The following is a 24,255-nucleotide window of genomic DNA, read 5'->3' on the forward strand; positions in this document are numbered from 1 at the left end:
TTGTGACGTGACAGGAAGGGCTCCTCGTTGGGACAGGCGATCACCGGCCAGTCGATCGTCGGCGCGCCGTCCGGGCCGGGAACCGGGCGGCGGCTTAGGCTGCGGTCATGGCCGCCCCGATCGCGCTTCCGGACACCTTCGCCCGCGCGGTCGCCGGGCTCCGGTCGGCGACGCCGCGACCGGAGATCCTGCTGGAGGAGGTCGGCGCACCGCAGCGGCTGGCGCCGTACTCCTTCGCGCTCTCCGCGTCCGTGCTACGCGACGGCGACGAGGTGGCCACCGGGCGACTGATCCTGCTGCACGACCCGGCCGGGCACGAGGCGTGGCAGGGCACGCTGCGGCTGGTCACCTACGTGACCGCCGAGTTGGAGGCCGACCTCGCCGCCGACCCGCTGCTGCCCGGGGTGGGCTGGACGTGGCTCACCGATGCCCTCGACGCCCAGGAGGCGGGGCACCGGGCCATCGGCGGGACGATCACGCAGACGATGTCGACCCGGTTCGGGGAGCTGGCCGGCCCGCCCGCCGCCGCCGACATCGAGATCCGCGCCTCGTGGACCCCGACCGGCATCGGCCTCGCCCCGCACCTGTACGCCTGGTGCACCCTGCTCGCCTCCACCGCCGGCCTGCCCCCGCCCGGCATCACCGCCCTGCCCGAGCACCGCCGGGCCACCACCGGCTGAGCAGGTTCGCCGCGGCCGACACGCGGCGGGGGCGGGTGCGCGCCGCGTGAACGGCTCGCGCACTAGGGTTGTCAGGTGACCGACGAACCACCCCTGCGCCGTCGGGCCGCCGCAAGCCGTACGGGAAACGACACGCACCACCCGCGGTCGGCGCGGCCGGAGCCGTCGGACGCGGGGACCGAGCCCACCAGCGGCGAGTCCGTGCCGCTGACCGCGCCCCGTGAGGGCACCCCCGAGCCGGTGGCCGCCCCGGAGCAGTTCGCCGAGGTGGTGGCCCGGTTCGCGGCCGGTGCGGGGCCGGTGGCCCTGGACGCCGAACGCGCTTCCGGCTACCGCTACAGCCAGCGGGCCTACCTCGTACAGCTGCGCCGCGCCGGCGCCGGCACCGCGCTGATCGATCCCTTGCCGCTGCCCGACATGAGCGCCCTCGACGCCGTGATCGCCGAGGCGGAGTGGGTGCTGCACGCGGCCAACCAGGATCTGCCCTGCCTCGCCGAGCTCGGGCTGCGCCCGCGCCGGCTGTTCGACACCGAGTTGGCCGCCCGGCTGGCCGGCTTCGAACGGGTGGGACTGGCCGCGCTCACCGAGCAGCTGCTCGGCTTCAGCCTGGAGAAGCACCACTCGGCGGCGGACTGGTCGAGCCGGCCGTTGCCGGAATCCTGGCTGACCTACGCCGCGCTGGACGTGGAGTTGCTGACCGACCTGCGCGACGCGCTCGCCGAGGAGCTGACCCGGCAGGGCAAGTCCGAGTGGGCGGCGGAGGAGTTCGCCGCGCTGGTGCGTACCGGCGCCCGGCCGCCCCGGGTGCGGGCCGAGCCGTGGCGGCGGACCTCCGGCATCCACCGGGTACGCGGGGCGCGGGCGCAGGCCCGGGTCCGGTCCCTGTGGTACGCGCGTGACCAGATCGCCGCCCGCCGGGACACGGCGCCGGGCCGGGTGCTGCCCGACTCGGCCATCGTCGCGGCGGCCGAGCTGGATCCGAAAGACGAGAAGACGCTGCTCACCCTGCCCGGCTTCGGTGGTCGTTCGGTGCGGCGGCTGGCCCGCACCTGGCTGACGGCGCTGGACGACGCGCGGCAGTTGCCGGACGACGCGTTGCCGGCGACGCCGACGGTGGAGGGCCCGCCGCCGCCGCACCGCTGGGCCGAGCGGGACCCGGCCGCCGCCGCCCGCCTGGCCCGCTGCCGCGAGGTGGTGTTGCGGGTGGCCGGCGAGCACCACCTGCCCCCGGAGAACCTCATCTCCCCCGACACCATCCGCCGCGTCGCCTGGCAACCCCCCGAGGAGATCACCGAGACCACCGTCGCCGACGCCCTCCGCGCCCACCACGCCCGCGAATGGCAGCTCACCCTCCTCCTCCCCCACCTCCCCACCGCCCTAACCCCCACCCCCTAACCCCGACCCACCCCACCCCTCACCCGGTTGATCATGAAGTTAGCGGGTGTTTTAGAGATCAAACCGCCCGCTAACTTCATGATCAACGGGAGAAACCCCGGGGGGCGGGGGCGGGTGGGTGTGGGGTGGGCCACAGCGGGGGGTGGGGGCGGGGGTTATTACTGGCGAGTAGCATTTGGGGACGCCTGTGCCGGCGGCCTTTGTGGTCGAGAAGGAGGGTCAAGTGCCCCGTGAAGTTCGGGATGTCGTCTTTGTCGATGGCGTCCGCACCCCGTTCGGTAAGGCGGGTGGCATGTACGCCAACACCCGCGCCGACGACCTGGTGATCCGCTGCATCCGCGAACTGCTGCGCCGCAACCCCCAGCTGCCGCCGGAACGGGTCGAGGAGGTCGCGATCGCCGCCACCACCCAGATCGGCGACCAGGGCCTGACCATCGGCCGGACCGCCGCCCTGCTGGCGGGGCTGCCCAAGACCGTTCCCGGCTTCGCCATCGACCGGATGTGCGCCGGGGCGATGACCGCCGTGACCACCGTCGCCAGCGGCATCGCGGTGGGCGCCTACGACGTGGCGATCGCCGGCGGTGTCGAGCACATGGGCCGCCACCCGATGGGCGAGGGCGTCGACCCGAACCCGCGCATCGTCGCCGAGAAGCTGGTCGACCCGTCCGCGCTGGTCATGGGCTCCACCGCGGAGAACCTGCACGACCGGGTTCCGCACATCACCAAGCAGCGCACCGACGCGTTCGCGCTGGCCTCGCAGCAGAAGACCGCGAAGGCGTACGCCAACGGCAAGCTCCAGGGCGACCTGGTGCCGGTGGCGATCCGCGACCCCGAGACCGGCTGGGGCCTGGCAGGAGTGGACGAGGCCCCCCGGGACACCTCGCTGGAGAAGCTCGCCACCCTCAAGACCCCGTTCCGCCCGCACGGCAGGGTCACCGCGGGCAACGCGGCCGGCCTGAACGACGGCGCCACCGCCAGCCTGCTGGCCGACGAGGCCACCGCCCGCGAGCTGGGCCTGCCGATCGCGATGCGGCTGGTGTCGTACGGCTTCGTCGGCGTCGAGCCCGAGGTGATGGGCGTCGGCCCGATCCCGTCGACCGAGAAGGCGCTGCGCATCGCGGGCCTGACCATCGACGACATCGGGCTGTTCGAGCTGAACGAGGCGTTCGCCGTGCAGGTGCTCGCCTTCCTCGACCACTTCGGCATCGCCGACGACGACCCGCGGGTCAACCCGTGGGGCGGCGCCATCGCGATCGGCCACCCGCTCGCCTCCTCCGGCGTACGGCTGATGACCCAGCTCGCCCGGCAGTTCGCCGAACACCCCGAGGTCCGCTACGGCCTCACCGCCATGTGCATCGGCATCGGCATGGGCGGCACGGTCATCTGGGAGAACCCACACTGGACGGAGTCCAGCCAGCCGGCTCAGCGGGAGGGAGACAAGTGAGCGCGCTCGCGGCACCGAACGAGGTGGTCACGAAGGCGCTGCTGCGCCAGGTGAACGTGCCGGGGCTGGACCGCCCGGCCGCCCTGATCACCCTGGACAACGGATTCGACCACACCAAGCCGAACACCTTCGGCCCGGCCGGCCTGACCAGCCTGGACGAGGCGATCAGCGCCGCCCTCGCGGCGGATCCGGCGTTCATCGCGGTCACCGGCAAGCCGTACATCTTCTGTGTCGGCGCGGACATCACCGGCCTGCCGCAGCTGGCCGACCGCGCGCAGGCGCTGGAGATCGGCCGGCTCGGCCACCGGGTCTTCGCCCGGCTGAAGGACAGCGAGGTCCCCACCTTCGCCTTCGTCAACGGCGCGGCGATGGGCGGCGGCCTGGAACTGGCCCTGCACTGCCACTACCGGACGCTGTCGGCCGGCGCGGCGGCCCTGGCGCTGCCCGAGGTCTCCCTCGGTCTGGTCCCGGGCTGGGGCGGCACCCAGCTGCTGCCGAACCTGATCGGCATTCCGGCGGCGACCCAGGTGATCATCCAGAACCCGCTGATGCAGAACAAGATGCTCAAACCGAAGCAGGCCGCCGAGCTGGGCATCGCGGACGTGCTGCTGGAGCCGGCCGACTTCCTGGAGCGCTCCCTGGAGTGGGCCGCCGGCGTCGTCCGGGGCGAGGTCACCGTGACCCGCCCCGAGGTCGACAAGGACATGTGGGCGGGGGTGCTCTACTTCGCCCGGCAGACCCTGGACCAGCGGCTGCACGGGGCGGTACCGGCCGCGTACAAGGCGCTGGACCTGCTGGAGACGGCGAAGGACGCCGACTTCGCGGCCGGCACCGCCGCCGAGGACGAGGCCCTGGCCGACCTGGTCTTCTCCGAGGAACTGCGCAGCGGCCTGTACGCCTTCGACCTGGTGCAGCGGCGGGCCAAGCGGCCGGCCGGCGCACCGGACAAGGGCCTGGCCCGGCCGGTGACCAAGGTGGGCATCGTCGGCGCCGGCCTGATGGCCAGCCAGCTCGCGCTGCTCTTCGCCCGCCGCCTCCAGGTGCCGGTCGTGCTGACCGACCTGGACCAGGCCCGGGTGGACTCCGGTGTCGGCTACGTGCACGCCCAGATCGAGAAGGCCGTCAGCAAGGGCCGGATGGACAAGGGCACGGCCGCGAAGCTGTACGGCCTGGTCAGCGGCTCGGTCGACACGTCCGTCTTCGCGGATGCCGACTTCGTGATCGAGGCGGTCTTCGAGGACCTCACCGTCAAGAAGCAGGTCTGGGCGGAGCTGGAGAAGATCGTCAAGCCGGAGGCGGTGCTGGCGACGAACACCTCGTCGCTGTCGATCACGGCGATGGCGGCGGAGCTGGCGCACCCGGAGCGGGTGGTCGGCTTCCACTTCTTCAACCCGGTCGCGGTGCTGCCACTGCTGGAGATCGTCCGCGGCGAGCGGACCGACGACGCCACGCTGGCCACCGCCTTCGCGGTCGGCAAGCAGCTCAAGAAGTCGTCGGTGCTGGTGAAGGACGCGCCGGCGTTCGTGGTCAACCGGCTGCTCACCCGGTTTCTCGGCACGGTCTTCGCCGCCGTCGACGCCGGCACCCCGCTCGAGGTCGCCAACCGCGCGCTGGACCCGCTGGGTCTGCCGATGCGCCCGCTCGCGCTGCTCCAGCTGGTCGGCCCGGCGGTCGCGTACCACGTCGGCGGCACCCTGCACGCCGCGTTCCCGGACCGCTACGGCGTCAGCGAGAACCTCAAGCGGATCGCCGACTCCGGTCAGCCGATCGTGGTGGACGACGAGATCAACGCCGAGGCGGCGAAGCTGCTGGTCGTCGGCGACCAACCGCTCACCGAGGAGGAGGTACGCCGCAACGCGCTCGACGCGTTGGCCCAGGAGATCCGGCTGATGCTGGACGAGGGCGTCGTCGCCGAGGCGCAGGACATCGACCTGTGCATGATCCTCGGCGCCGGCTGGCCCTTCCACCTGGGCGGCGTGACGCCGTACCTGGACCGGACCGGCACCAGCGAGCGGGTCACCGGCCAGCGGTTCCTGCCCCGTGGAGTGGCCAGTTTGGCCGGCTGAGCAGGCGCGCAACGAGCAGGATCGCGGTGGTCACCCGGCCGGGTGACCACCGCGAACTCCTCTCCGGAGCGGTCAGGTGCCGGTGGTGGCGCGCTCCGCCGTGCCACGTTCCACGCAGAACTCGTTGCCCTCCGGATCGGCGAGGACGGCCCATCCGGTGCCGTCCGGTTTGCGGTGATCGGCGACCAACGACGCGCCCAGGCCGAGCAACCGCTCGACCTCCTCGTCGCGGGTACGGTCGGTCGGCTGCATGTCCAGGTGCAACCGGTTCTTCGTCACCGTGCCCGCTGGCACCCGCTGAAAGAGCATGCCGCCCTCGACGATGTCCGCGCCCGACAACAGGGCGCACTCCTCATCACCGGGCTTGCCATCCGGGTCGTGCCGCAACCCGGTGACCTCGGACCAGAAACTCGCCAGTGTGAACGGATCCGCGCAGTAGAAATCGATCCAGCGCACTCTCGACACCATGGTTCTTACCTCTCACAAACGATCAAGTAGATATCCGACGGCAGGAAACCCGATGGGTCGTACGCGGCCCACCCGCACGACCGCCGACGACGCGGTGGGCGGCGGTCTGTTCCGACATCGTGAGGTGGCTCACCGGCCCAGGTCCGGCGCGGACGCGTCGGCCGCCGGCAGGTTCACGGTCACCTCCAGGCCGCCGCCGGGCTGTGCCACGGCGGCGACGGTGCCGCCGTGCGCGTCGCAGACCGCCCGGACGATGGACAGGCCGAGACCCGACCCGCGCGCACCGGTCCGCTCCCGGCCACCCCGACGGAACGGCTCGAACAGCCCCGGCACATCCGCCGGGTCCACCTCGAAGCCGGTGTTGCCCACCACCAGCCACGAGCGCTGCCCGTCCGAGCCGGTCCGCACCCAGAGCCGGCCGTGCAGGTGGTTGTAGCGGACCGCGTTCTCGATCAGGTTGCCGGCCAGCCGGTCCAGCAGCCCGGGATCGCCGACCACCGGCGCCGGCTCCAGTGACGTCTGCACGGCCAGCTTGATCCGCTCCACCTCCCGGCGTACGGCGGAGAGCGCGTTGACCGTGCCGGCGGCCAGGTCGCACTCGGTGCGCCGGCCCAGGCGGCGACCCGTCTGCGCCTCGCTGCGCGCCAGCACCAGCAGCGCGTCGACCAGACCGTTGGCGCGTTCGGAGGCGTCGCGCACCACGGTCGCCATCCGCTGGTAGTCGGCCGTGCCCGCCTCGTCGTCGCTGAGCGTCACGTCGATCTCGGTACGCATCACGGCCAGCGGCGTCCGCAACTCGTGCGAGGCGTTGGCGACGAACCGCTTCTGCGCGTCGAAGGCCGCGGCGATCCGGTCCAGCATGGCGTCGAAGGTGTCGGCCAGTTCGGCCACCTCGTCGTCCGCCCCGGAGTAGCCGATCCGCTGGTGCAGGGTGGTCTCGCCGAGCCGGCGCGCGGTCGCGGTGACCTGGTGCAGTGGGCGCAGCGCCCGCCCGGCGACCGCGTACGCCCCGACGACGCCGACCGCGCCGATCGCCAGCAGCGCGGCCAGTCCCTTGGCCAGCAGCTCCCCGGAGGCCGAGTCGACCAGCTGTCGCTGCCAGGTGGCCGCGTCCAGCGAGCGCCCGTCGGCGAGCACCACGGTGGTGCCGGGCAGCAGTTCGTCGGTGGGCCGCAGCGCGTCGCGGACCAGCAGCCAGGCCAGCAGCACCAGGATCGCGCCCGCACCCACCAGCAGGACGCCGTTGAGCAGGGTCAGCCGCAGCCGCAGGGTGGGCCGGAGCCGGAGGTTGGGCCGGGGCCTCGGGCGTAGTCGCAGGGTGGGCGGCAGCCACGGCGGGCGGGTCACGCCGGCGCCCCGGCGGTGCGGTAGCCGGCCCCGACCACCGTCTCGATCAGCGGAGGGTCGCCGAGCTTGCGGCGCAGGGTCATCACCGTGACCCGGACGATGGTGGTGAACGGGTCGGTGTTGGCGTCCCAGACCCGTTCCAGCAGTTCCTCGCTGGATACCACCGCACCGCGCGCCTTGAGCAGCTCGCAGAGCACGCCGAACTCCTTGTTGGTCAGCTCCACCTGCTGCCCACCCCGGGTGGCCACCCGCCGCGCCGGGTCGACGACCAGGTCGGCGAGTTCCAGCACCGGCGGCGCCGCCGGGGTGGCCCGCCGGCCCAGCGCCTGCACCCGCGCCACCAGCTCGTCGAAGGCGAACGGCTTGGGCAGATAGTCGTCGGCGCCGAGCTGCAACCCCTCGACCCGGTCGGCGACCGTGCCGCTGGCGGTCAGCATCAGCACCCGGGTCAGCGCGCCGGACGCGGCCAACTCCGCGCAGATCTGGTCACCGTGCATGCCCGGCAGGTCACGGTCGAGCACCACCACGTCGTACCGGGTGACGAAGGCCATCTCGTGGCCGCTGTCGCCGTCGTAGGCGACGTCCACCGCCATGCCGCGCTTGCGCAGCCCCCGCGCGATCGCGTCGGCGAGGTTGCGCTCGTCCTCGACCACCAGTATCCGCATGTCACGCCCCTTGTTCGCCGGCGACCATCCGCCAACCTAGCGTCGGCTGCCAAGCCGACCCGCCGCGCCGGCCCGGCCCGGCTGGTGACCGCGCTCAGTCCGGCAGTTGCCACACCCCGAAGCTGCCGTCCTGTCGGGGGCAGGCGATCAGGCCGAAGCGAGTGTGGCAGGCGCGGACGACGCCGGGCAGCACGTCGAGGCGTCGCGGCTGTGACTCGGCCGGGTCGAGCCGGGCCAGCACCACCCCCACGTCCGGGATCTGGCGAACCCCGAGAAGCCATGGCTCGTCCTCGTAGAAGGAGACCGCGTCCCAGCCGCCGTAGTCGGTCGCCACCGCCCCGGTCGCCGCATCGAGTGCGACCAGCGCCACGCCACGAGGACTGGCCCGCAGTTGCGCCAGTGCGCTGGTGGCCGCCACCCGCAGCACCTCGACATCCTCGGCGGTATGCCACCGTACCGCCCCGGTCGCCGGGTCGAGGGCGTACGCACCGTCACCGCTCGCCTGGACGCAGAGAAACGCCCCACACTGGCTCACGTGGTCGGCCAGCGGCAGGGTGGTCTGCCAGCGCGGCACCAGCCCGTCGATGCTGTAGGCGTGGACGACCTGCGAGTTGCGGACCACCAGCACCAGGTCGCCGATGAGCGACGACCGCTGGTAGCCGTCCGGGTCGTCGTGGGACAGGGCGAGACGGTCCCGGACGCGCCCGGTGGTCGCGTCGCGCACCTCGACGTCACCGGCGTAGCTGGACAGCACGATGGCGTCGATCACCCCGTCGCGCCGGTGGTATGCCACCCAGCTCGGCGGCGACATGGTCGACCACACTTCGCGGCCGTCGGCCAGCTCCACCGCGCGCAGCCTGATCGGTTCGTCGTACGAGAACGTCTCGAGCAGCACCCGGCCCGACGCGTCGGGGGTGCCGATCCCGGCGGTCCGCCAACGCTCCTGCCCGGTCCGCAGGTCCAGCAGCAGGGTCCGGCTGTCGCCGCCCGTACTCTCCGACAGCATCATGGCGAGCAACACGCCGCCGTCGGCGACGGCCTCCACCCGGAGGAGCCGGACGCCGTGCGGGAGGGGAATCTTCCACAGTGGAGTCAGTTGTTGCGGCGCGACGGTGGCCCGGGTCGGCCGGCGGTAGGCGACGAACTCCTGCCTGCCGTCGGTCACCCCGCGCGCCGGGGTGGCGGTGAAGAGGTACTCCTCGGTGAAGAACAGATCCGACCCCAGGCCGGCCGGCACCGTCGCGTGCACCCGTGTTGCCGGCGGCGCGGCCCCGGTCAGCGCCACCAGCGCGGCCAGCGCCACCAGCCCCACCCGCCACCACCGGTTACCGTTACCGGCCGGGCGGCGTCGCCCGGCCGGGCGCTGGCGAGGCGGCGGCTCCGGCTCCGTCGGCCCGCTCAGCTCACCGAGGTCGATCACCGTCACGCTCGTCCTCCCCGCCGCGCCCGACACGCGCCCGCAGGCCGTCGGGTGCCCCGGCGCCCGCCTGTACGATGGCCCGTCGTGGCTGTGCCGGTGGTAGATCCCTCGCTGAACCCCGTCTCCGAGACCGTCGAGACGCGCGCGACGACACGACGCCCCCGACGCGGACCGGTGCGCGCCGACGTGCTGGCCATCGGAGCCTACGTGCTGCTCGGCGTCGTCGTCTGCCTGAACTACTGGGTGGACGTGAACAACCGCGTCTCGTCGCACCTGCCCACCGACCACAGCTGGTTCGAGTGGCTCTTCTCGCACGGTGCGTACTCGGTGCGTCACCTGGAGAACCCGCTGTTCAGTACGCAGCAGAACGCCCCCGACGGGGTGAACATGATGGCCAACACCTCGCTGCTCGGGGTGACCCTGCCGCTGGCCCCGCTCACCATGCTGCTCGGCCCCCAGGTGGTCTACGCGCTCTACCTGGGCGGTGCGCTGGCGGCGACCGCCGGCACGTCGTACTGGATGCTGTCGCGGCACCTGGTGCGGTCCCGGGCGGCGGCCTTCGTCGGCGGCGGTTTCCTCGGCTTCGCCCCCGGCATCGTGCACCACGCCAACGGCCAGCCCAACTTCGTCTCCAACTTCCTGCTGCCGCTGATCGTGGTGCGGGTGTTCCGGCTGGCCGAGCCCGGCCGGTGGCGGCGCAACGGGCTGGTGCTGGGGCTGCTGGTGGCGTACCAGATCTTCATCAACGAGGAGATGTTGCTGCTCACCGCGCTGGCCTGCCTGGTCGTCGTGGTCGCGTACGCGGTGCTGAGACCGCGCGCCGCGTGGGCGCGGGCCGGGACGTTCGCGGCCGGGCTGGGCACCGGTGGTGGGGTGGCCCTGCTGCTGGCCGCCTACCCGATCTGGTTCCAGTTCAACGGCCCGCAGTCCTACCGGGGCCTGCAGGGCGGGGTGTTCCACAGCTGGGGTGAGGATGTCGTCGCCTTCGTCACCTTCGCCCGCGACACCATCGTCGGCAACGAGGCGGTGGAGGCGACCATCGGGCGGACCGAGCAGAACACCTGGTTCGGCTGGCCGCTGGTGCTGCTGTCCGTGGTGGCCCTGGCGTTGCTGGTACGCCGCTCGCTGGTGGCCCGGATCCTCGCCGTGCTGGCGGTGGTCTTCTCGGTGGCATCGCTCGGCCCGGAGATCCGGTTCGACGGCGAGCTGACCGGCATCGCCGGCCCGTGGTCGTACATCCCGGAGGACCTGCCGCTGGTCGAGATGATGATGCCGACCCGGCTGACCCTGGTGACCACCGCCGCGCTCGGCGTCCTGCTCGCGCTGGCCTGGGACACGGTGGCCGGCAACCAGCGGCCGCCGGTGCCGGCGCAGCGCACCGCCGAGGCGCCGGGCACGGCCGGCACACCGGGCAGCGCCACCCGGCTGCGGCACCGCTGGCAACGCCCGATCGGGTACGCCGCGATCACGCTCGCCGTGCTGCCGCTGCTGCCCAGCCCGCTGCCGGCCGAGCCGATCGACCCGCCGCCGACCTTCATCACCTCCGGCGCCTGGCGGCCGTACGTGCCGCAGGGGCGCACGCTGGTGCCGGTGCCCATCCCCAGCAACGTGCACGGGTTGTCCACGCTGCGGTGGAGCGCACTGACCGGGCACGAGTTCCCGATCCCGGCCGGCTACTTCATCGGCCCCAACCTCGACGGCGAGGGCGTCTTCGGGGCACCGAACCGGCCCACCAGCACGCTCATCTACCGCACCATGGACGCCGGGCACCTGCCCGACGAGCTGACCGACGAGAACCGCCGGCAGGCGGTGGAGGACCTGCGCTTCTGGCGGGCGTCGGTGGTGGTGCTCGGCGCCCATCCCCGCGAGCCCGTGCTGCGCGAGCTGCTGACCGCGCTCCTCGGCGACCCGCAGCGGGTGGACGACGTCTGGCTCTGGGACGTGCGCGACCGGGTGTGACGCGCGGGCGTGATCGACGGACCGTTGCCGGCGGTGGCTCAGCCGACCAACGGACGTACGTCCCAGACGAGCGTTCCGTCGATCTCCCGGGCCGGACCGAGCAGCGCCTCGACGGTGCGCCGCACCGGTTCACCGTGCGGCAGTCCACCCTGGACCACCACCACGGCAGCGCGCCAGTGCCGCAGGTCGGCCACGGCCTGCCGGCGGTCGACGTCGCTGATCGGCGGCATCTCGCCGGTCTCGGCCACCCGCCGCAGCAGCAGCGACGTGGGCCGGTCCGGGGCACCCCAGCGCGCCCGGGGGTCGTCCGGGGCGCGGGGGCCGATGAAGAAGCCGCCCGGGGCGGTGAAGGCCAGCCCGGTGCGGGCCGACCAGAGCATCGCCGGGCTGCGGCCCGCGTTGGTCACCGGCGGCACCGGCACCAGCGTCCGCCCCGCCGGCACGTACGCCCGCCAGGTCCCGTCGGCGACGAACGCCGGCACCGGCCAGGCCGGGACGGTGCGGATCGGTGTCGGCGCCAGCGGCAGCAGCGCGGCGGCCACCGCCCCGGCCAGCAGCAGCCGCACCGCCGTGCCGGTGGCCGGTTGCCGGCGGACCCGGTCGACGCCGAGCGCGACCAGGATGCCCAGCACCGGTACACAGACCAGCGAGAACCGGGCCGGCACCACGTGGTCGAGCAGCGGCAGCCCGGCGACCAGCCGGTACGGTCCGGGCAGGTCGGTCACCGCGCCGTCGAGGCGTACCCGCGCACCGAGGGAGAGCAGGGCGAACACCACCCCGCACGCGGCAAGCGCCCGCACCAGTGGGCGATGCCACAGCCAGACCGTGACGACCAGCGCCAGCACCAGCAGCCCCGGCCCGAAGAAGGAGTTCTCCTCGGTCAGGTTGGGCGCCAGCAGGCCGGGCGGGCGGTGCTCGCCGAACACGGTCTGCCGGGCCGAGGCGGTGAACGAGGCGACGTCCAGCTGATAGCCGTACGCGTGGAACGGCATGCCCCGGTAGTGCCCGGGACCGAAGAACTGGAACCACAGCGGGTACGCCAGCAGTGTCCCCGCCACCACCGCGCCGACCGCGATCCGGCCGGCCGTGGCCGGGGCGAGCCGGCGGGCGGTGGCCCGGTCGGCCAGCGCGTACCCGAGGGCGAACACACCGGCGGCGAGCGCCACGAAGAGCAGCACCTCCTCGCCGAGGAAGACCTGGTAGGTCACGACCAGCCCGAGCAGCACCCCGCGCCGCCACACCCGCCGCCCGGCCTCAGGCCGGACCGCTTCGGAATGGACCGGTCCGGGGTCGGCCGGCTCGGGCCGGAACACCAGTGCCAGGATCACCGGCACCAGGAACTGGGCGGCCATGTGCAGGTGCGACCCGGCCTGGGCCACCATGCCGGGGGCGAAGCCGCAGACCAGCCCGCCGACGGCGGCGGCCACCCGCGAGGCGACCAGGCGGCGGCGCAGCAGCGCGTACCAGGCGGTGGCCGTGCCGGCGAGACAGCCCACCACCGCCACCCCGAAGGCCACCTGCGACCCGAACAGCAGCGTGACCGGGGTCAGCGGGATGCCCAGCCCGAGCACCGAGGTGTTGGCCATCAGGTTCACCCCGCCGGGTGCGTTCAGGGCGTCGCTCCACAGCGGGTTCTCCGGCCCGACCACGGCGCGGGCCGCGTGGGCCAGCATCCACTCGAAGAGGATCTGGTCGCCGGCCTGGTGGAAGAGGCGGTCCGGGCGCGCCCACTGCCGGCTGGTCAGCCACGCCGCCAGCGCGAGGTAGCCGGCCACCACCGCCACATCGGCGGTACGCGAGGGAAGCCGCCGACGGCGGCGGGTCGCGACCTCGACACCCCGTTCGGCCGTACCGACCGACATCAGGCCCGGCGGTCGGTCAGCGACCGGACGTCCCACACCCAGACGTCCAGTTCGAGCCGGGCCGGGCCGACCAGTTGCTCGACGGTCTGCCGCAGCGGCTCGGAGTGCGGCTGCCGGACCGGCAGCACCAGCACCGCCGCCCGCCAGTGCCGCAGCTCGTCCAGGGACCGGCGCCGCTGGCGGTCGTCCAGCTCGGGCGTCCGGCCGGTGGTGGCGACCTCCTCCAGCAGCCGCCCCACGCCGCTGGGCCGGCCGCCGAAGCGGCCCGGGTCGCCGGTGTTGCCGTTGCGCGGGGCGAGGAAGTACCCCCCGGGGATCTTGAAGTCGAGGTTGGTGGAGGCGGCCCAGCGCATGCCGTGGGTGTTGCCCATGCTCGGCACCGGGATCGGCACGAGCGTCTGGTCCGGCCCGACGTAGGCGCGCCACCGGTCGGAGGTGATGAACTCCGGCACCGGCGGGCGGGAGGTCATCGGCAACGGCATGGGGGTGATCGGCAGCAGCGCGAGCACCAGGCCGGCGACGGTCAGCGTACGCACGGTCGCCCGGTCCAGCGACAGCGTGCGGGTCCGCTCGATGGCCAGGGCCAACAGGATCGCCACGACCACGCTGGTGATCATGCCGAACCGGGTCGGCACCACCGCGTCGAGCAACGGCAGCCGCACCAGCCACTCCCACGGCCCGACGATCAGCTCCCGGTCCCACCAGGTGATCCGCTCCCCGAGGGAGAGCACGGTGTAGAAGGCGGCGGTCGCGGCGAGCGCCCGGACGAGCACCTCCCGGCGCAGCCAGAGCACGATGCCGACGGCGATCAACGCCAGGCCCCACCCGAAGAAGGCGTTCTCCTCCGAGTAGTTCGGTGCCAGGTTGACGTTCGCCCGCTGGTTGCCGCCGACGGTCGGTGAGCCCTGGGCGAAGTACGCGGCGACGTCGTTGCCGTAGTCGCGGACGGCGTCGCTGAGCCCGTGGTACGCCATCGGCCCGGCGAACTGGATGTACAGCGGGTACGCCAGCAGCGCGCCGGCGATCACCGTGCAGGTGGCCAGCGCCTTGGCCAGCGGACGCCAGGCCGCCGACCAGAGCGCGGGCCGCTGGATGACCACCGCGATCAGGAAGATCCCGCAGCCCATCGCGGTGAAGAGCAGGATCTCCTCGTTGATGAACGCCTGCGCGGTGACCAGCAGGGCCAGCAGCGCGCCGTCCCGGTACGGCCGGGTCGACCGCGTGATCACCATGACCCGCCAGACGATGAACGGCAGCAGGAACTGACTGATGATGTTCGGGTGCCAGCTGGCGTGCGACAGCATCGCCGGCGAGAAGCCGCAGAACCACCCACCCACCACGGCGGCGAGCCGGTTGCTCACCACGTGCCGGGAGAGCACGTAATACCAGGCCGACGCGGTGCCGGCGAGGCCGAGCGTCACCAGCAGCACGAAGGTGACCGCGGGCCCGAACAGCAGGGTCACCGGCACCATCGGGATACCCAGCGCGAGGATGGCCGTGTTGGCCATCAGGTTGACGCCGTCCGGATAGTTGAACTGCTCGGTGAAGAACGGGAACTCCCCGTGCAGCACCACCCGTACCGAGTGGGCGAGGAAGAACTGCACCTGGGCCGGGTCGCTGCTGTACAGCGAGGCCACCCGTCCGGCCGGGTCCATCCAGATCTGGCTGGTCACCCAGACCGCGGTGAGCAGGAACGCACCGACGATCGCGAGATCCTGCCGGCGGCGCGTCCACCGGAAGCGACGCCGACCCGCCGCCGCGGTGCCGGCCACGTCGGCACCACGCGCACCGGTGTCCGCAGCCGGGCCCGCGTCCGCCGGGATCCCGGCCGTGGACTCGACCCCGGTCGCGGGCGGAGCCTCCGTCGCGGGCGGGGCGGTCTCGGTCGCGGGCGGGGCGTCCGTCGCGGGCGGAGCGTCCGTGGCGGGCGGGGCGGCCTCGGTCGCGGGCGGAGCGGCACCGCTCGGGGCCGGGACGGGGTTGCGCGTACCCTCACCGACCGTGACTGCTTCGGACGGAGAGTCGGCGACGTCGGCGGATTTCGGCGGCGCGGCGGCGCGGGTCTCGGCAGGCGTCACAGTCGGCGGAGTCTACCCGAGTAGGGAAATAGCCCCCAAGTCGACGCGGTGTCCCCTGTGGTCGGTGTTCCGTCGGCGCGACGCAGCGTAAGGCGGCGCGAATCCATGCCGGGACATCTCGTACTATTGCCCTCCGACACCACGAGGCGATGCGATCGGGGGCGTGACAGGTGGCTCCAGCCCGCTGGCGCGGCGTGACCGTCACCGGCCTGTCCGCCCTGCTGATCGCCGTCACCGCCTGCGGGCCGGTCGCCGAGCGTCAGCCGCGGGATCTGCGGGTCGGCTACGACAGCATGGACGGTCCGTTGACCGTGTGGCCGCCCCGCGGCTCGCTGGCCGAGGACACCGCGGCGACGGCCGCCGTGACCGAGGCGGTCCGCGACTGGCGCTCGCCCGTGGACAACCGGGTACACGTTCCCTCGTCCGGCATCCTCTTCTCCGGCGACGTCGACGGCGTGCCGCTGGCCCTGGTCGCCGCGTCGGTACCCGGTGAGGCCGCCTCCTGGCTGCTCCAGCTCACCGGCGACGGCGACCGGTACGAGGTCAGCCACGCCACCGAGTACACCGACCCCGGCTACCTCGTCTACTCCGACGTGCTGCCGGTGCAGACCGCCGACGGGCGGCGCTACCTCGTCTCCGAGCGGGTCCGGCGACTCGTCGGACCGGGCGGCCGCACCGTGCCCGGCACCGACGGGCTGACCGACCCGGTCGAGGTGCCCCGGTGCCGGGCGGTGACCGTGACCGCCACCCTGCGCTCCACCGAGTCACTGCCCAGGGGCCGGGCCACCGACCGGCTGCTCGACCTCGGCACCGGCACCACCGGCCCGCGCTACCCACTGGTCCGCGACGAGAGCGGCTCCGGCCGGCGCGCCCTGACGAATCTCGACACCTGCCTGCTGGCCGGCGAGGACGGCCCGTTCGGCAGCATCTTCCGGCGCATCGGGGACCGGGACGTCCCGCAGTCGGTGCCGGCGTCCTGGCCGAAGGCGAAGCTGGCCGTGCGTACGCTCGGCGAACTGGCGCTCGACGGCGGCGAGCCGGCCGAGCTGGAGCAGCTCACCTGGGAGAGCGCCGAGGGCACGATGAGCGCCGTCGTCTACCGACCCGCCGACGAGGGCCCGGTGGTGCTCTCCCCCGCCGACCGGACCAACCCGTTGCAGGTCTACGAACTCCCGGTCCCGGGTCAGCCGCTGATCGTGCTGAGCTGGCGCGCCGCCAAGGACACCACGCTGTCGGTGCCGCCGAACACGACCCGCCTGGTCGACCGCCCCGGCCTGGTCGTGGCCCCCCTGCCCGAGCGCCGCGAAACCTTCAGCCTCGCCGCCGACGACAAGACCCACTACCGCTCCGCCGGCAACTCCCGCCCCCGCTGACCCGAGCCCCACCCCACCACGCGCTCACCCCGCGCCGCCCCACCCTCCCCGCCGATCTTGCACTTTCTGTCCCGGCAAAGGCCACGTAAGGGATAACTCGGCGACCACAACTGCAAGATCGACGCAGCAGGTCGGGGCAGGGGCAGGGCGGGAGGGGCAGGGGGCGGGGTGGGCTAGTTCGGGGTGATGTTGGGGGTGAGGGGGGCTGGCTCGATGGGGTCGGCGTCGAGCCGGGAGATCCAGCCGGTGACGTCGCGGGCCACGTCCTGGGCGGTCAGGCCGAGGTCGGCCAGGATCTGGGTGCGGGAGCCGTGCGGGTGCCAGCCGGCCGGCACACCGATGTCGCGCAGCGGCACCTGGACACCGGCGTCCCGCATGGCCTGGGCGAGGGCGTCGCCGACCCCGCCGGTCCGGACGCCGTCCTCGACGGTGACCACGAGCCGGTGCGCGGCGGCCAGCTCGACCAGCTCCGCCGGGACCGGGCGGACCCAGCGCGGGTCGACCACGGTCACCCCGTAACCCTGCTCGGCGACCCGGGCCGCGACCTCGGTGCCCAGCTTGCCGAAGGCGCCGACCGCGACCAGCAGCACGTCGGTACGCGCCGGGGCGACCAGCACGTCCACGGTGCCCACCCGGCGCACGGCGGGCAGGTCGGCGACGACCGCACCGGTCGGGAAGCGGACGACGGTCGGGCCGTCGTCGACGGCGACCGCCTCGCGCAGCTCCTCGCGGAGGGTGGTGGCGTCGCGGGGCGCGGCGATCCGCAGGCCGGGCACCACGCCGAAGACCGACATGTCCCAGATGCCGTAGTGGCTCGGCCCGTCGGGGCCGGTGATGCCGGCCCGGTCCAGCACGAAGGTGACCGGCAGCTTGTGCATCGCCACGTCCAGCAGGACCTGGTCGAAGGCCCGGTTGAGGAAGGTCGCGTAGACCGCCACCACCGGGTGCAGGCCGCCGAGCGCCAGGCCGGCCGCCGAGGTGGCCGCGTGCTGCTCGGCGATGCCCACGTCGTACGTGCGCTCCGGGTACTTGCGGGCCAGCTTCGCGATGCCGGTCGGCTCGGCCATCGCGGCGGTGATGCCGACCACGTCGGGCCGCTCGTCGGCGATCGCGACCAGCTCGTCGGCGAAGACGTTGGTCCACTTCACCGACGGCGCGGCGATGGACTTGCCGGTGATGATGTCGAAGGCGCCCGGGCCGTGGAAGCAGTCCGCCTCGTCCTCCTCGGCGGGGCGGTAGCCGTAGCCCTTGCGGGTGACCGCGTGCACGATCACCGGGCCGCCGAAGTTCTTCGCCGCCCGCAGTGCCACCTCGACGGCGGCGACGTCGTGCCCGTCCACCGGGCCGACGTACTTGATGCCGAGGTCCTCGAACATCGCCTGCGGGGCAACGGCGTCCTTGATGCCCTTCTTGACCGCGTGCAGCACCTCGTACATCGGCTTGCCGACCAGCGGGGTCGAGCCGAGGGCGTCCTTCACGGCGTCGAGCACCTTCTCGTAGCCGGGGTTCAGCCGCAGCGTCGAGAGGTGGTCGGCGAGGCCGCCGATCGTCGGCGCGTACGACCGGCCGTTGTCGTTGACCACGATGACCAGGGGGTTGCCGGTGGCGGCGATGTTGTTCAGCGCCTCCCAGCACATGCCGCCGGTCAGCGCCCCGTCGCCGACCACGGCCACCACGCTGCGCGACTCGCCCCGCAGCGCGTACGCCTTGGCCAGCCCGTCGGCGTAGGACAGGGCGGTCGAGGCGTGCGAGTTCTCGATGATGTCGTGTTCGCTCTCGGCCTGGTTGGGGTAGCCGGAGAGCCCACCGCGCTGTTTCAGCTGGTCGAAGCCCTCCTGTCGACCAGTGATGATCTTGTGAACGTACGCCTGGTGGCCGGTGTCGAAGAGCAGCCGGTCACGGGGAGAGTCGAAGACCCGGTGCAGGGCGAGGGTGAGCTCCACCACGCCCAGGTTGGGACCGATGTGCCCGCCGGTACGCGACACCTTGGCGATCAGGAAGTCGCGGATCTCGGCGGCAAGGATGTCCAGCTCGCTGGCCGACATCCGCTTGACGTCCTGGGGACTCTGCACCGTGGCCAGCAGCCGGCCGTGGTTGGCCGTGTCCTCGTCAACACTCATGACCGCAGAGTCTATCGGCCCGCGCGCGGCATGCAGCCCAGGCCGCCGAGCCGCGACGGCTGACCGCCAGGTCAGTCCCGCACCCGTAGCCGGCGTGGCGACACGCCCGCCACGCCGCCGCCGGCCGATCCGTGACCGGCCCGGTGCGGTGGCCCGGCGGGCGTCCAGGAGCCGAGCACCGCCGCGCGGGCGGCACCGGTCACCGACGGCAGCGACCCCGGCAGCCCGTGCCAGGACAGCCAGCCCAGCAGCGCGAACGCGTACGCCTCCTTCGCCTGTGCCGGGATGCCCAGCTCGTCGGTGGTCCGCAGCCGCCAACGCCCGGCACCGAGCGCGGCCAACCGCCGCCACAGGCTCCGGTTGCGTACCCCACCACCGGCGGCGACCACCTCCGCCACCCGGTGCCGGTCGCAGGCCTCGGCCACCACCCGGGCGGTCAGCTCGGTCAGCGTGGCGAACACGTCGTCGACCGGCACCGGCGCACCGAGTGCGGCCAACCGCTCGTCGAGGTACCGCCCGTGGAACAGCTCCTTGCCGGTCGACTTCGGCGCCGGCGCGGCGTAGTACGGCTCGGCGAGCAGCCCGGCCAGCAGGGCGGGATGCACCCGGCCGGCCGCCGCGCGGGCACCGTCGCGGTCGCAGGGTGCGTCCAGGAAGCGCCGGGCCGCGGCGTCGAGCAGGGCGTTGGCCGGGCCCACGTCGTACCCGAGCACCGGTGCCCCGGCCGCGACCACGGTGAGGTTGGCGATGCCGCCCAGGTTCAGCGCCGCGCGCGGCGCCTCGTCGCCGGCCAGCAGCAGGGCGTCGAAGGCCGGGACCAGTGGCGCGCCCTGCCCGCCGGCGGCAACGTCCGCCGAGCGCAGGTCACCGAGCACCGGTACGCCCACCCGGGCCGCCACCCGGGCCACCGCGCCCAGTTGCAGGGTGCCCCGGACCCGCCCCTCCTCGACCCAGTGGAAGACGGTCTGCCCGGGCGAGACGACGGCGTCGACGCGGCCACCGGCCAGCTCCACGCCGACCGCCGCGGCGTCGGCGAAGACCTCGCCCAACCGGTTGTCGAGGCGGCACACCGCCCCGATCGTGGTGGCCGCCGGCGGCAGCACCGACCCGATCGCGGCGCGCAGCTCCCGGTCGTGGTCGAGGCCACGGTGACCGAGCGGGCGCAGCCACAGCGTGTCACCGTCGGCGGTGAACTCGGCCGCCACCACGTCCACCCCGTCGTACGAGGTGCCCGACATCAGCCCGACGATCTTCACCACGCCAGGCTAGTGCGTCTCGGGCAGCAGCAATCCGACCAGCTCCACGTGCTGGGTCATCGGGAACAGGTCGTACCCGCGCAGCGCCGCCAGCCGCCAGCCCAGGCCGGCGAAGACCCGCAGGTCCCGGGCGAACGCGGCGGGGTCGCAGGCCACGTACGCCACCGCGCGCGGCCCGGCCGCGACCACGTCGCGCACCACCCGCGCACCGGCCCCGGACCGGGGCGGGTCGAGCACCACCACGTCGACCGGTCCGGTGACCCGGCGCCGGGCCAGCGCGGTCTCCACCCGGGCCGCCACCACCTCGACGGCGGGCAGGTCGCGCAGGTTCTCCCGGGCCGCCGTGACGCCGTCACCGGCCGCCTCGACCAGGGTGACCCTGCCCTCCTCGCCGACCCGGCCGGCCAGCGCGGCGGCGAACAGCCCGGCCCCGCCGTACAGGTCCCAGGCGGTCTCCCCGGGCCGGGGCTCGGTCAGCTCCAGGACCGCGTCGACCAGGACGTCCGCGGCGGCGGGGTGGACCTGCCAGAAGGACGAGGTGGGCAGCGCCCACTCCCGGCCGACGGCCCGCTCCCGGATCCGCTCCGGGCCGCTCACCCGACGGCCCCGGCCGGCCGCCACCGCGGTCACCGCCACGTCCCCGCCGGTGGAGGCGACCGTCTCCACCGCCTCGGCCTCCGGCCAGCTCGCCCCGGCCGAGGTGAGCACCGGCAGATCCTGGATGGCCGGGTGGGCGATCAGGCACCGGTCGACCGGGACCACCTCGTGCGAACGGTGCTTGAGCAACCCGGCCCGGCCCGCCGCGTCCACCGCGTAGCGGACCCGGGAGCGCCAGCCGAGCGGTCCGCCCGGCAGCGGCGCCACCCCGACGCCCAGCGCGTCGCACTGGGCCTCGTTCAGGCCGCCGAGGCGGGTGAGCTGCTCGCGGACGACCGCGGTCTTCCAGCGCAGCTGGGCCTCCGGCGCGACATGCTGCAGGTCGCAGCCGCCGCATCGACCCGGCCGGGCGTACGGGCAGGGTGGGGTGACCCGATCCGGTGCCGCCTCCAGCACGGTGACCGCGTCGGCCCGCACGAAGCCCCGGTGCACCTCGGTCACCTCGGCCAGCACCCGCTCGCCGGGCAGGGCGTGCCGGACGAACACCACCTGACCGTCCACCCGGGCCACGCAGTGCCCGCCCGGTGCGACCGCCGCCACGGTCAGCTCGACCCGCTCGGCCTCTTCCAATCCGCCGCTCATCGCTGCTCCCCGGCCGACGGTGGGCTATCGCCCGGAGCGGGGGCCGTGGGCGGAACGGCCGGCGGCAGGGCGCTGCGCGGCGCCACCCGGGGGCCCCGGACCGGTCCCCGGCTCAGCGTGGCGTCCATCCGGTCGAGGTCCTTGCCGGCCGTGGAGGCGAGCTGCCACGGCACGCTGGTCACCATCACCCCCGGCTCGAACAGCAGGCGGCCCTTCAGCCGCAGCGCGCTCTGGTTGTGCAGCAGGTTCTCCCACCAGCGCCCGACGACGTACTCGGGGATGAAGACGGTGACCACGTCGCGCGGCGCGTCCCGGCGGACGCCCGCCACGTAGTCCAGGATCGGGCGGGTGATCTCCCGGTACGGCGAGTCGATCACGGTCAGCGGGATGGGCACGTCCCGGCGCTCCCAGTCGGCCTGCAACTGCCGGGTGTCGTGATCGTCGACGTTGACGGTCACCGCGGTGAGGGTGTCCGGCCGGGTGGCCTGGGCGTACGCCACCGCCCGCAGGGTCGGTTGGTGCAGCTTGCTGACCAGCACGACCGCGTGGTTGCGGGCCGGCAGCACCGGCCGGCCGTCGTCCGGGGCCAGCTCGACGGCCACCCGGTCGTAGTGCCGGCGGATGGCCAGCATCAGCACGTAGATCAGGCCCATCGCGGCGATGGCGATCCAGGCGCCGAGCAGGAACTTGGTGACCAGCACGATGACCAGCACCGCGCCGGTCATCGCCATGCCGAAGGCGTTGATCGCCCGGGAGCGGACCATCCGGCGGCGCAGCTGCGGATCCCGCTCGGTACGCAGCAGCCGGTTCCAGTGCCGGATCATCCCCGCCTGGGAGAGGGTGAACGAGACGAAGACGCCCACGATGTAGAGCTGGATGAGCTTGGTCACCTCGGCCTGGAAGCCGACGATCAGCACGATCGCGAAGGCGGCCAGGAAGAGGATGCCGTTGGAGAAGGCGAGCCGGTCGCCACGGGTGTGCAGTTGCCGGGGCAGGTAGCGATCCTGGGCGAGGATCGAGCCGAGGACCGGGAAGCCGGTGAAGGCCGTGTTGGCCGCCACGAACAGGATCACGGCGGTCACCCCGACGACCAGGAACAGCAGCACCGAACCGGAGCCGAAGATGGTCTCGCCGAGTTGGGCGACGACGGTCTTCTGCACGTACCCGTCGGGACCGGCGACGATCTGCAGGCCCGGGTCCTCGACGAACTGCAACCCGGTGAGCCGGGCCAGCCAGATGATGCCGATCAGCATGGTCACCGAGACCACACCGAGCATCAGCAGGGTGGTGGCGGCGTTGCGGCTCTTCGGCGCCTGGAACGCCGGCACTCCGTTGGAGATCGCCTCCACACCGGTCAGCGCGGCGCAACCGGAGGAGAAGCTACGCAGCAGCAGGAACGCCATCGCCCACCCGGTGGTGTCGTGCCACTCGGCCGCGATGACCAGGCCGGCGCTGGGTGCCCGCAGCTCCTCACCGAGCACCACGATCCGGACCAGCCCGGTGACGATCATGCCGATGACCACGATCATGAAGCCGTAGGTGGGGATGGCGAACGCGCTGCCCGCCTCCTTGAGCCCGCGCAGGTTGACCGCGGTCAGCAGGACCACGGCGGTGACCGCGATGAGCACCTTGTGGGTCGCCACGAAGGGGATCACCGAGCCGAGGTTGGCCACCCCGGAGGAGACCGACACCGCGACCGTCAGCACATAGTCGACCAGCAACGCGCTGGCCACCCCGACCCCGGCGCGCGGGCCGAGGTTCACCGTGGCCACCTCGTAGTCGCCGCCGCCGGAGGGGTAGGCGTGCACGTTCTGCCGGTAGCTGGCCACCACGGTCAGCATCACCACGACGACACCGAGGGCGACCCACGGCGAGAAGACGAAGGCCGAGGCGCCCGCGATGGAGAGCATCAGCAGGATCTCGTCCGGCGCGTACGCCACGCTGGACAGCGCGTCCGAGGCGAAGACGGGCAGCGCGATGCGCTTCGGCAGCAGGGTGTGCTTGAGCCGGTCTGACCGGAACGGTCGGCCGACGAGCAGCCGCTTCAGCAGGGAGGTGGATCGGGCCACAACCGTCAAGCGTACGGCCGCCGCCGGTGTCCGTGCGGGGTGGTCGGCCGCAGTCGGTCGCGGCGCCGGAGTACCGTCGGTCCCCGCCCGTGGCCCCGACGTGGCAGGCTCGCAGTCGAGGCGCAGCGGTACGCACCGTGGGAGGCAGCGTGCATGTCGTGATCATGGGGTGTGGCCGGGTCGGCTCGACCCTGGCCCACCGCCTGGAGGCCGGTGGGCACTCGGTGGCGGTCATCGACCAGGACGCCGAGTCCTTCCGCCGGCTGGGGGACGACTTCACCGGCATCACGGTCACCGGTGTCGGCTTCGACGGCGACGTGCTCCGCCAGGCCGGCATCGAGCGGGCGGACGCCTTCGCCGCCGTCTCCAGCGGCGACAACTCCAACATCATCTCGGCGCGGCTGGCCCGCGAGACGTTCGGCGTGCCCCGGGTGGCGGCCCGCATCTACGACCAGCGTCGCGCGCAGGTCTACGAACGCCTGGGCATCCCCACCGTGGCCACCGTCCGGTGGACGGCCGACCGGATGCTGCGGCACCTGCTGCCGGAGGGCAACGTAGAGATCTTCCGCGACCCGACCAGTACCGTCTCGATCATCGAGGTGCCGGTGCACAAGGACTGGATCGGCCGCCCGGTGCGGGCGCTGGAGGAGGTGACCGGCGCCCGGGTGGCGTACCTGATCCGCTTCGGCATCGGCACCCTGCCCACCGCCTCCAGCGTGGTGCAGGAGGGCGACCAGGTCTTCATGCTGGTCACCGACGACATGGTGGCGACGGTCACGTCGCTGGCGGCGGCGCCGGAAAGAGGTCAGTGATC

The 24,255-nt window shown here is 73.3% G+C and carries 17 protein-coding genes; 7 read left to right on the forward strand and 10 right to left on the reverse strand.

The genetic code is table 11. The features are described from left to right. The first annotated feature begins 107 nt into the window (after nt 1-107). From O7615_RS00275 to O7615_RS00290, 4 genes are all read left to right on the forward strand, one after another. Complete coding sequence (locus O7615_RS00275; protein ID WP_278175079.1) at nt 108-680, forward strand: DUF3000 domain-containing protein; 573 nt, start codon at nt 108-110, stop codon at nt 678-680. A gap of 75 nt (nt 681-755) precedes the next feature. Further along, nucleotides 756-2,075, forward strand: a complete 1,320-nt coding sequence (locus O7615_RS00280) for a ribonuclease D (protein ID WP_278175081.1) — start codon at nt 756-758, stop codon at nt 2,073-2,075. 223 nt (nt 2,076-2,298) lie between these two features. After that, nucleotides 2,299-3,519, forward strand: a complete 1,221-nt coding sequence (locus O7615_RS00285) for a thiolase family protein (RefSeq protein ID WP_278175082.1) — start codon at nt 2,299-2,301, stop codon at nt 3,517-3,519. Further along, complete coding sequence (locus O7615_RS00290; protein WP_278175083.1) at nt 3,516-5,585, forward strand: 3-hydroxyacyl-CoA dehydrogenase NAD-binding domain-containing protein; 2,070 nt, start codon at nt 3,516-3,518, stop codon at nt 5,583-5,585. Before O7615_RS00285 ends, O7615_RS00290 begins: the two co-directional genes overlap by 4 nt. A gap of 72 nt (nt 5,586-5,657) precedes the next feature. On the opposite strand, the gene O7615_RS00295 is transcribed toward O7615_RS00290, so the two are convergent. The 4 genes from O7615_RS00295 to O7615_RS00310 form a co-directional block, all read right to left on the reverse strand. Next, nucleotides 5,658-6,053 carry a VOC family protein gene (locus tag O7615_RS00295; protein WP_278175084.1) on the reverse strand — a complete coding sequence of 132 codons (396 nt, stop codon included), beginning with the start codon at nt 6,051-6,053 and terminating at the stop codon, nt 5,658-5,660. A gap of 129 nt (nt 6,054-6,182) precedes the next feature. Continuing rightward, nucleotides 6,183-7,370 (reverse strand): HAMP domain-containing sensor histidine kinase, encoded by a 1,188-nt coding sequence (locus tag O7615_RS00300; RefSeq protein ID WP_278181924.1) that lies wholly within the window; start codon nt 7,368-7,370, stop codon nt 6,183-6,185. Between the two features lie 26 nt (nt 7,371-7,396). Further along, the gene (locus tag O7615_RS00305) at nt 7,397-8,065 is read right to left on the reverse strand and encodes a response regulator transcription factor (protein WP_278175085.1); all 669 of its coding nucleotides are present in this window, start codon (nt 8,063-8,065) and stop codon (nt 7,397-7,399) included. A 94-nt stretch (nt 8,066-8,159) separates the two neighbouring features. Then, the gene (locus O7615_RS00310) at nt 8,160-9,491 is read right to left on the reverse strand and encodes a PQQ-binding-like beta-propeller repeat protein (protein ID WP_278175087.1); all 1,332 of its coding nucleotides are present in this window, start codon (nt 9,489-9,491) and stop codon (nt 8,160-8,162) included. 78 nt (nt 9,492-9,569) lie between these two features. Between O7615_RS00310 and O7615_RS00315 the strand changes: the two genes are divergently transcribed. After that, nucleotides 9,570-11,444 carry a hypothetical protein gene (locus tag O7615_RS00315; protein WP_278175088.1) on the forward strand — a complete coding sequence of 625 codons (1,875 nt, stop codon included), beginning with the start codon at nt 9,570-9,572 and terminating at the stop codon, nt 11,442-11,444. A gap of 38 nt (nt 11,445-11,482) precedes the next feature. Here the strand turns inward: O7615_RS00315 and O7615_RS00320 are convergent, their stop codons facing one another. Together O7615_RS00320 and O7615_RS00325 are read right to left on the reverse strand one after the other, a co-directional pair. Beyond that, nucleotides 11,483-13,306: a hypothetical protein gene (locus tag O7615_RS00320; RefSeq protein ID WP_278175089.1), complete on the reverse strand. Its 1,824-nt coding sequence runs from the start codon at nt 13,304-13,306 to the stop codon at nt 11,483-11,485. Continuing rightward, nucleotides 13,306-15,078: a hypothetical protein gene (locus O7615_RS00325; RefSeq protein ID WP_278181925.1), complete on the reverse strand. Its 1,773-nt coding sequence runs from the start codon at nt 15,076-15,078 to the stop codon at nt 13,306-13,308. The genes O7615_RS00320 and O7615_RS00325 overlap by 1 nt, the downstream gene beginning before the upstream one ends. A 476-nt stretch (nt 15,079-15,554) precedes the next feature. Between O7615_RS00325 and O7615_RS00330 the strand changes: the two genes are divergently transcribed. Further along, a complete protein-coding gene (locus O7615_RS00330; RefSeq protein WP_278175090.1) occupies nt 15,555-16,757 on the forward strand; it encodes a hypothetical protein in 1,203 nt (400 codons plus the stop codon). A gap of 173 nt (nt 16,758-16,930) precedes the next feature. On the opposite strand, the gene dxs is transcribed toward O7615_RS00330, so the two are convergent. The 4 genes from dxs to O7615_RS00350 all read right to left on the reverse strand — a co-directional run bounded on the left by dxs (nt 16,931) and on the right by O7615_RS00350 (nt 23,441). Next, nucleotides 16,931-18,877, reverse strand: a complete 1,947-nt coding sequence (dxs, locus tag O7615_RS00335; protein ID WP_278175091.1) for a 1-deoxy-D-xylulose-5-phosphate synthase — start codon at nt 18,875-18,877, stop codon at nt 16,931-16,933. A gap of 71 nt (nt 18,878-18,948) precedes the next feature. After that, nucleotides 18,949-20,133, reverse strand: a complete 1,185-nt coding sequence (locus O7615_RS00340; protein ID WP_278175093.1) for an anhydro-N-acetylmuramic acid kinase — start codon at nt 20,131-20,133, stop codon at nt 18,949-18,951. A 9-nt stretch (nt 20,134-20,142) separates the two neighbouring features. Next, a complete protein-coding gene (locus O7615_RS00345; protein WP_278175094.1) occupies nt 20,143-21,372 on the reverse strand; it encodes a TRAM domain-containing protein in 1,230 nt (409 codons plus the stop codon). Then, a complete protein-coding gene (locus tag O7615_RS00350; protein WP_278175095.1) occupies nt 21,369-23,441 on the reverse strand; it encodes an APC family permease in 2,073 nt (690 codons plus the stop codon). The genes O7615_RS00345 and O7615_RS00350 overlap by 4 nt, the downstream gene beginning before the upstream one ends. A 149-nt stretch (nt 23,442-23,590) precedes the next feature. On the opposite strand from O7615_RS00350, the gene O7615_RS00355 reads away from it, so the two are divergent. Continuing rightward, on the forward strand, nt 23,591-24,253 hold the full coding sequence (locus O7615_RS00355; protein WP_278175096.1) for a TrkA family potassium uptake protein: 663 nt from the start codon (nt 23,591-23,593) through the stop codon (nt 24,251-24,253). Nucleotides 24,254-24,255 lie beyond the last annotated feature (2 nt).

Source organism: Micromonospora sp. WMMD1082 (assembly GCF_029626175.1).
Classification (GTDB): domain Bacteria; phylum Actinomycetota; class Actinomycetes; order Mycobacteriales; family Micromonosporaceae; genus Micromonospora.

Coding starts and splice junctions, on each gene's coding strand:
- O7615_RS00295 (WP_278175084.1), bottom strand. CDS start 6,053: ATGGTGTCGAGAGTGCGCTGGATCGATTTCTACTGCGCGGATCCGTTC.
- dxs (WP_278175091.1), bottom strand. CDS start 18,877: ATGAGTGTTGACGAGGACACGGCCAACCACGGCCGGCTGCTGGCCACG.
- O7615_RS00320 (WP_278175089.1), bottom strand. CDS start 13,306: ATGTCGGTCGGTACGGCCGAACGGGGTGTCGAGGTCGCGACCCGCCGC.
- O7615_RS00305 (WP_278175085.1), bottom strand. CDS start 8,065: ATGCGGATACTGGTGGTCGAGGACGAGCGCAACCTCGCCGACGCGATC.
- O7615_RS00345 (WP_278175094.1), bottom strand. CDS start 21,372: ATGAGCGGCGGATTGGAAGAGGCCGAGCGGGTCGAGCTGACCGTGGCG.
- O7615_RS00275 (WP_278175079.1), top strand. CDS start 108: ATGGCCGCCCCGATCGCGCTTCCGGACACCTTCGCCCGCGCGGTCGCC.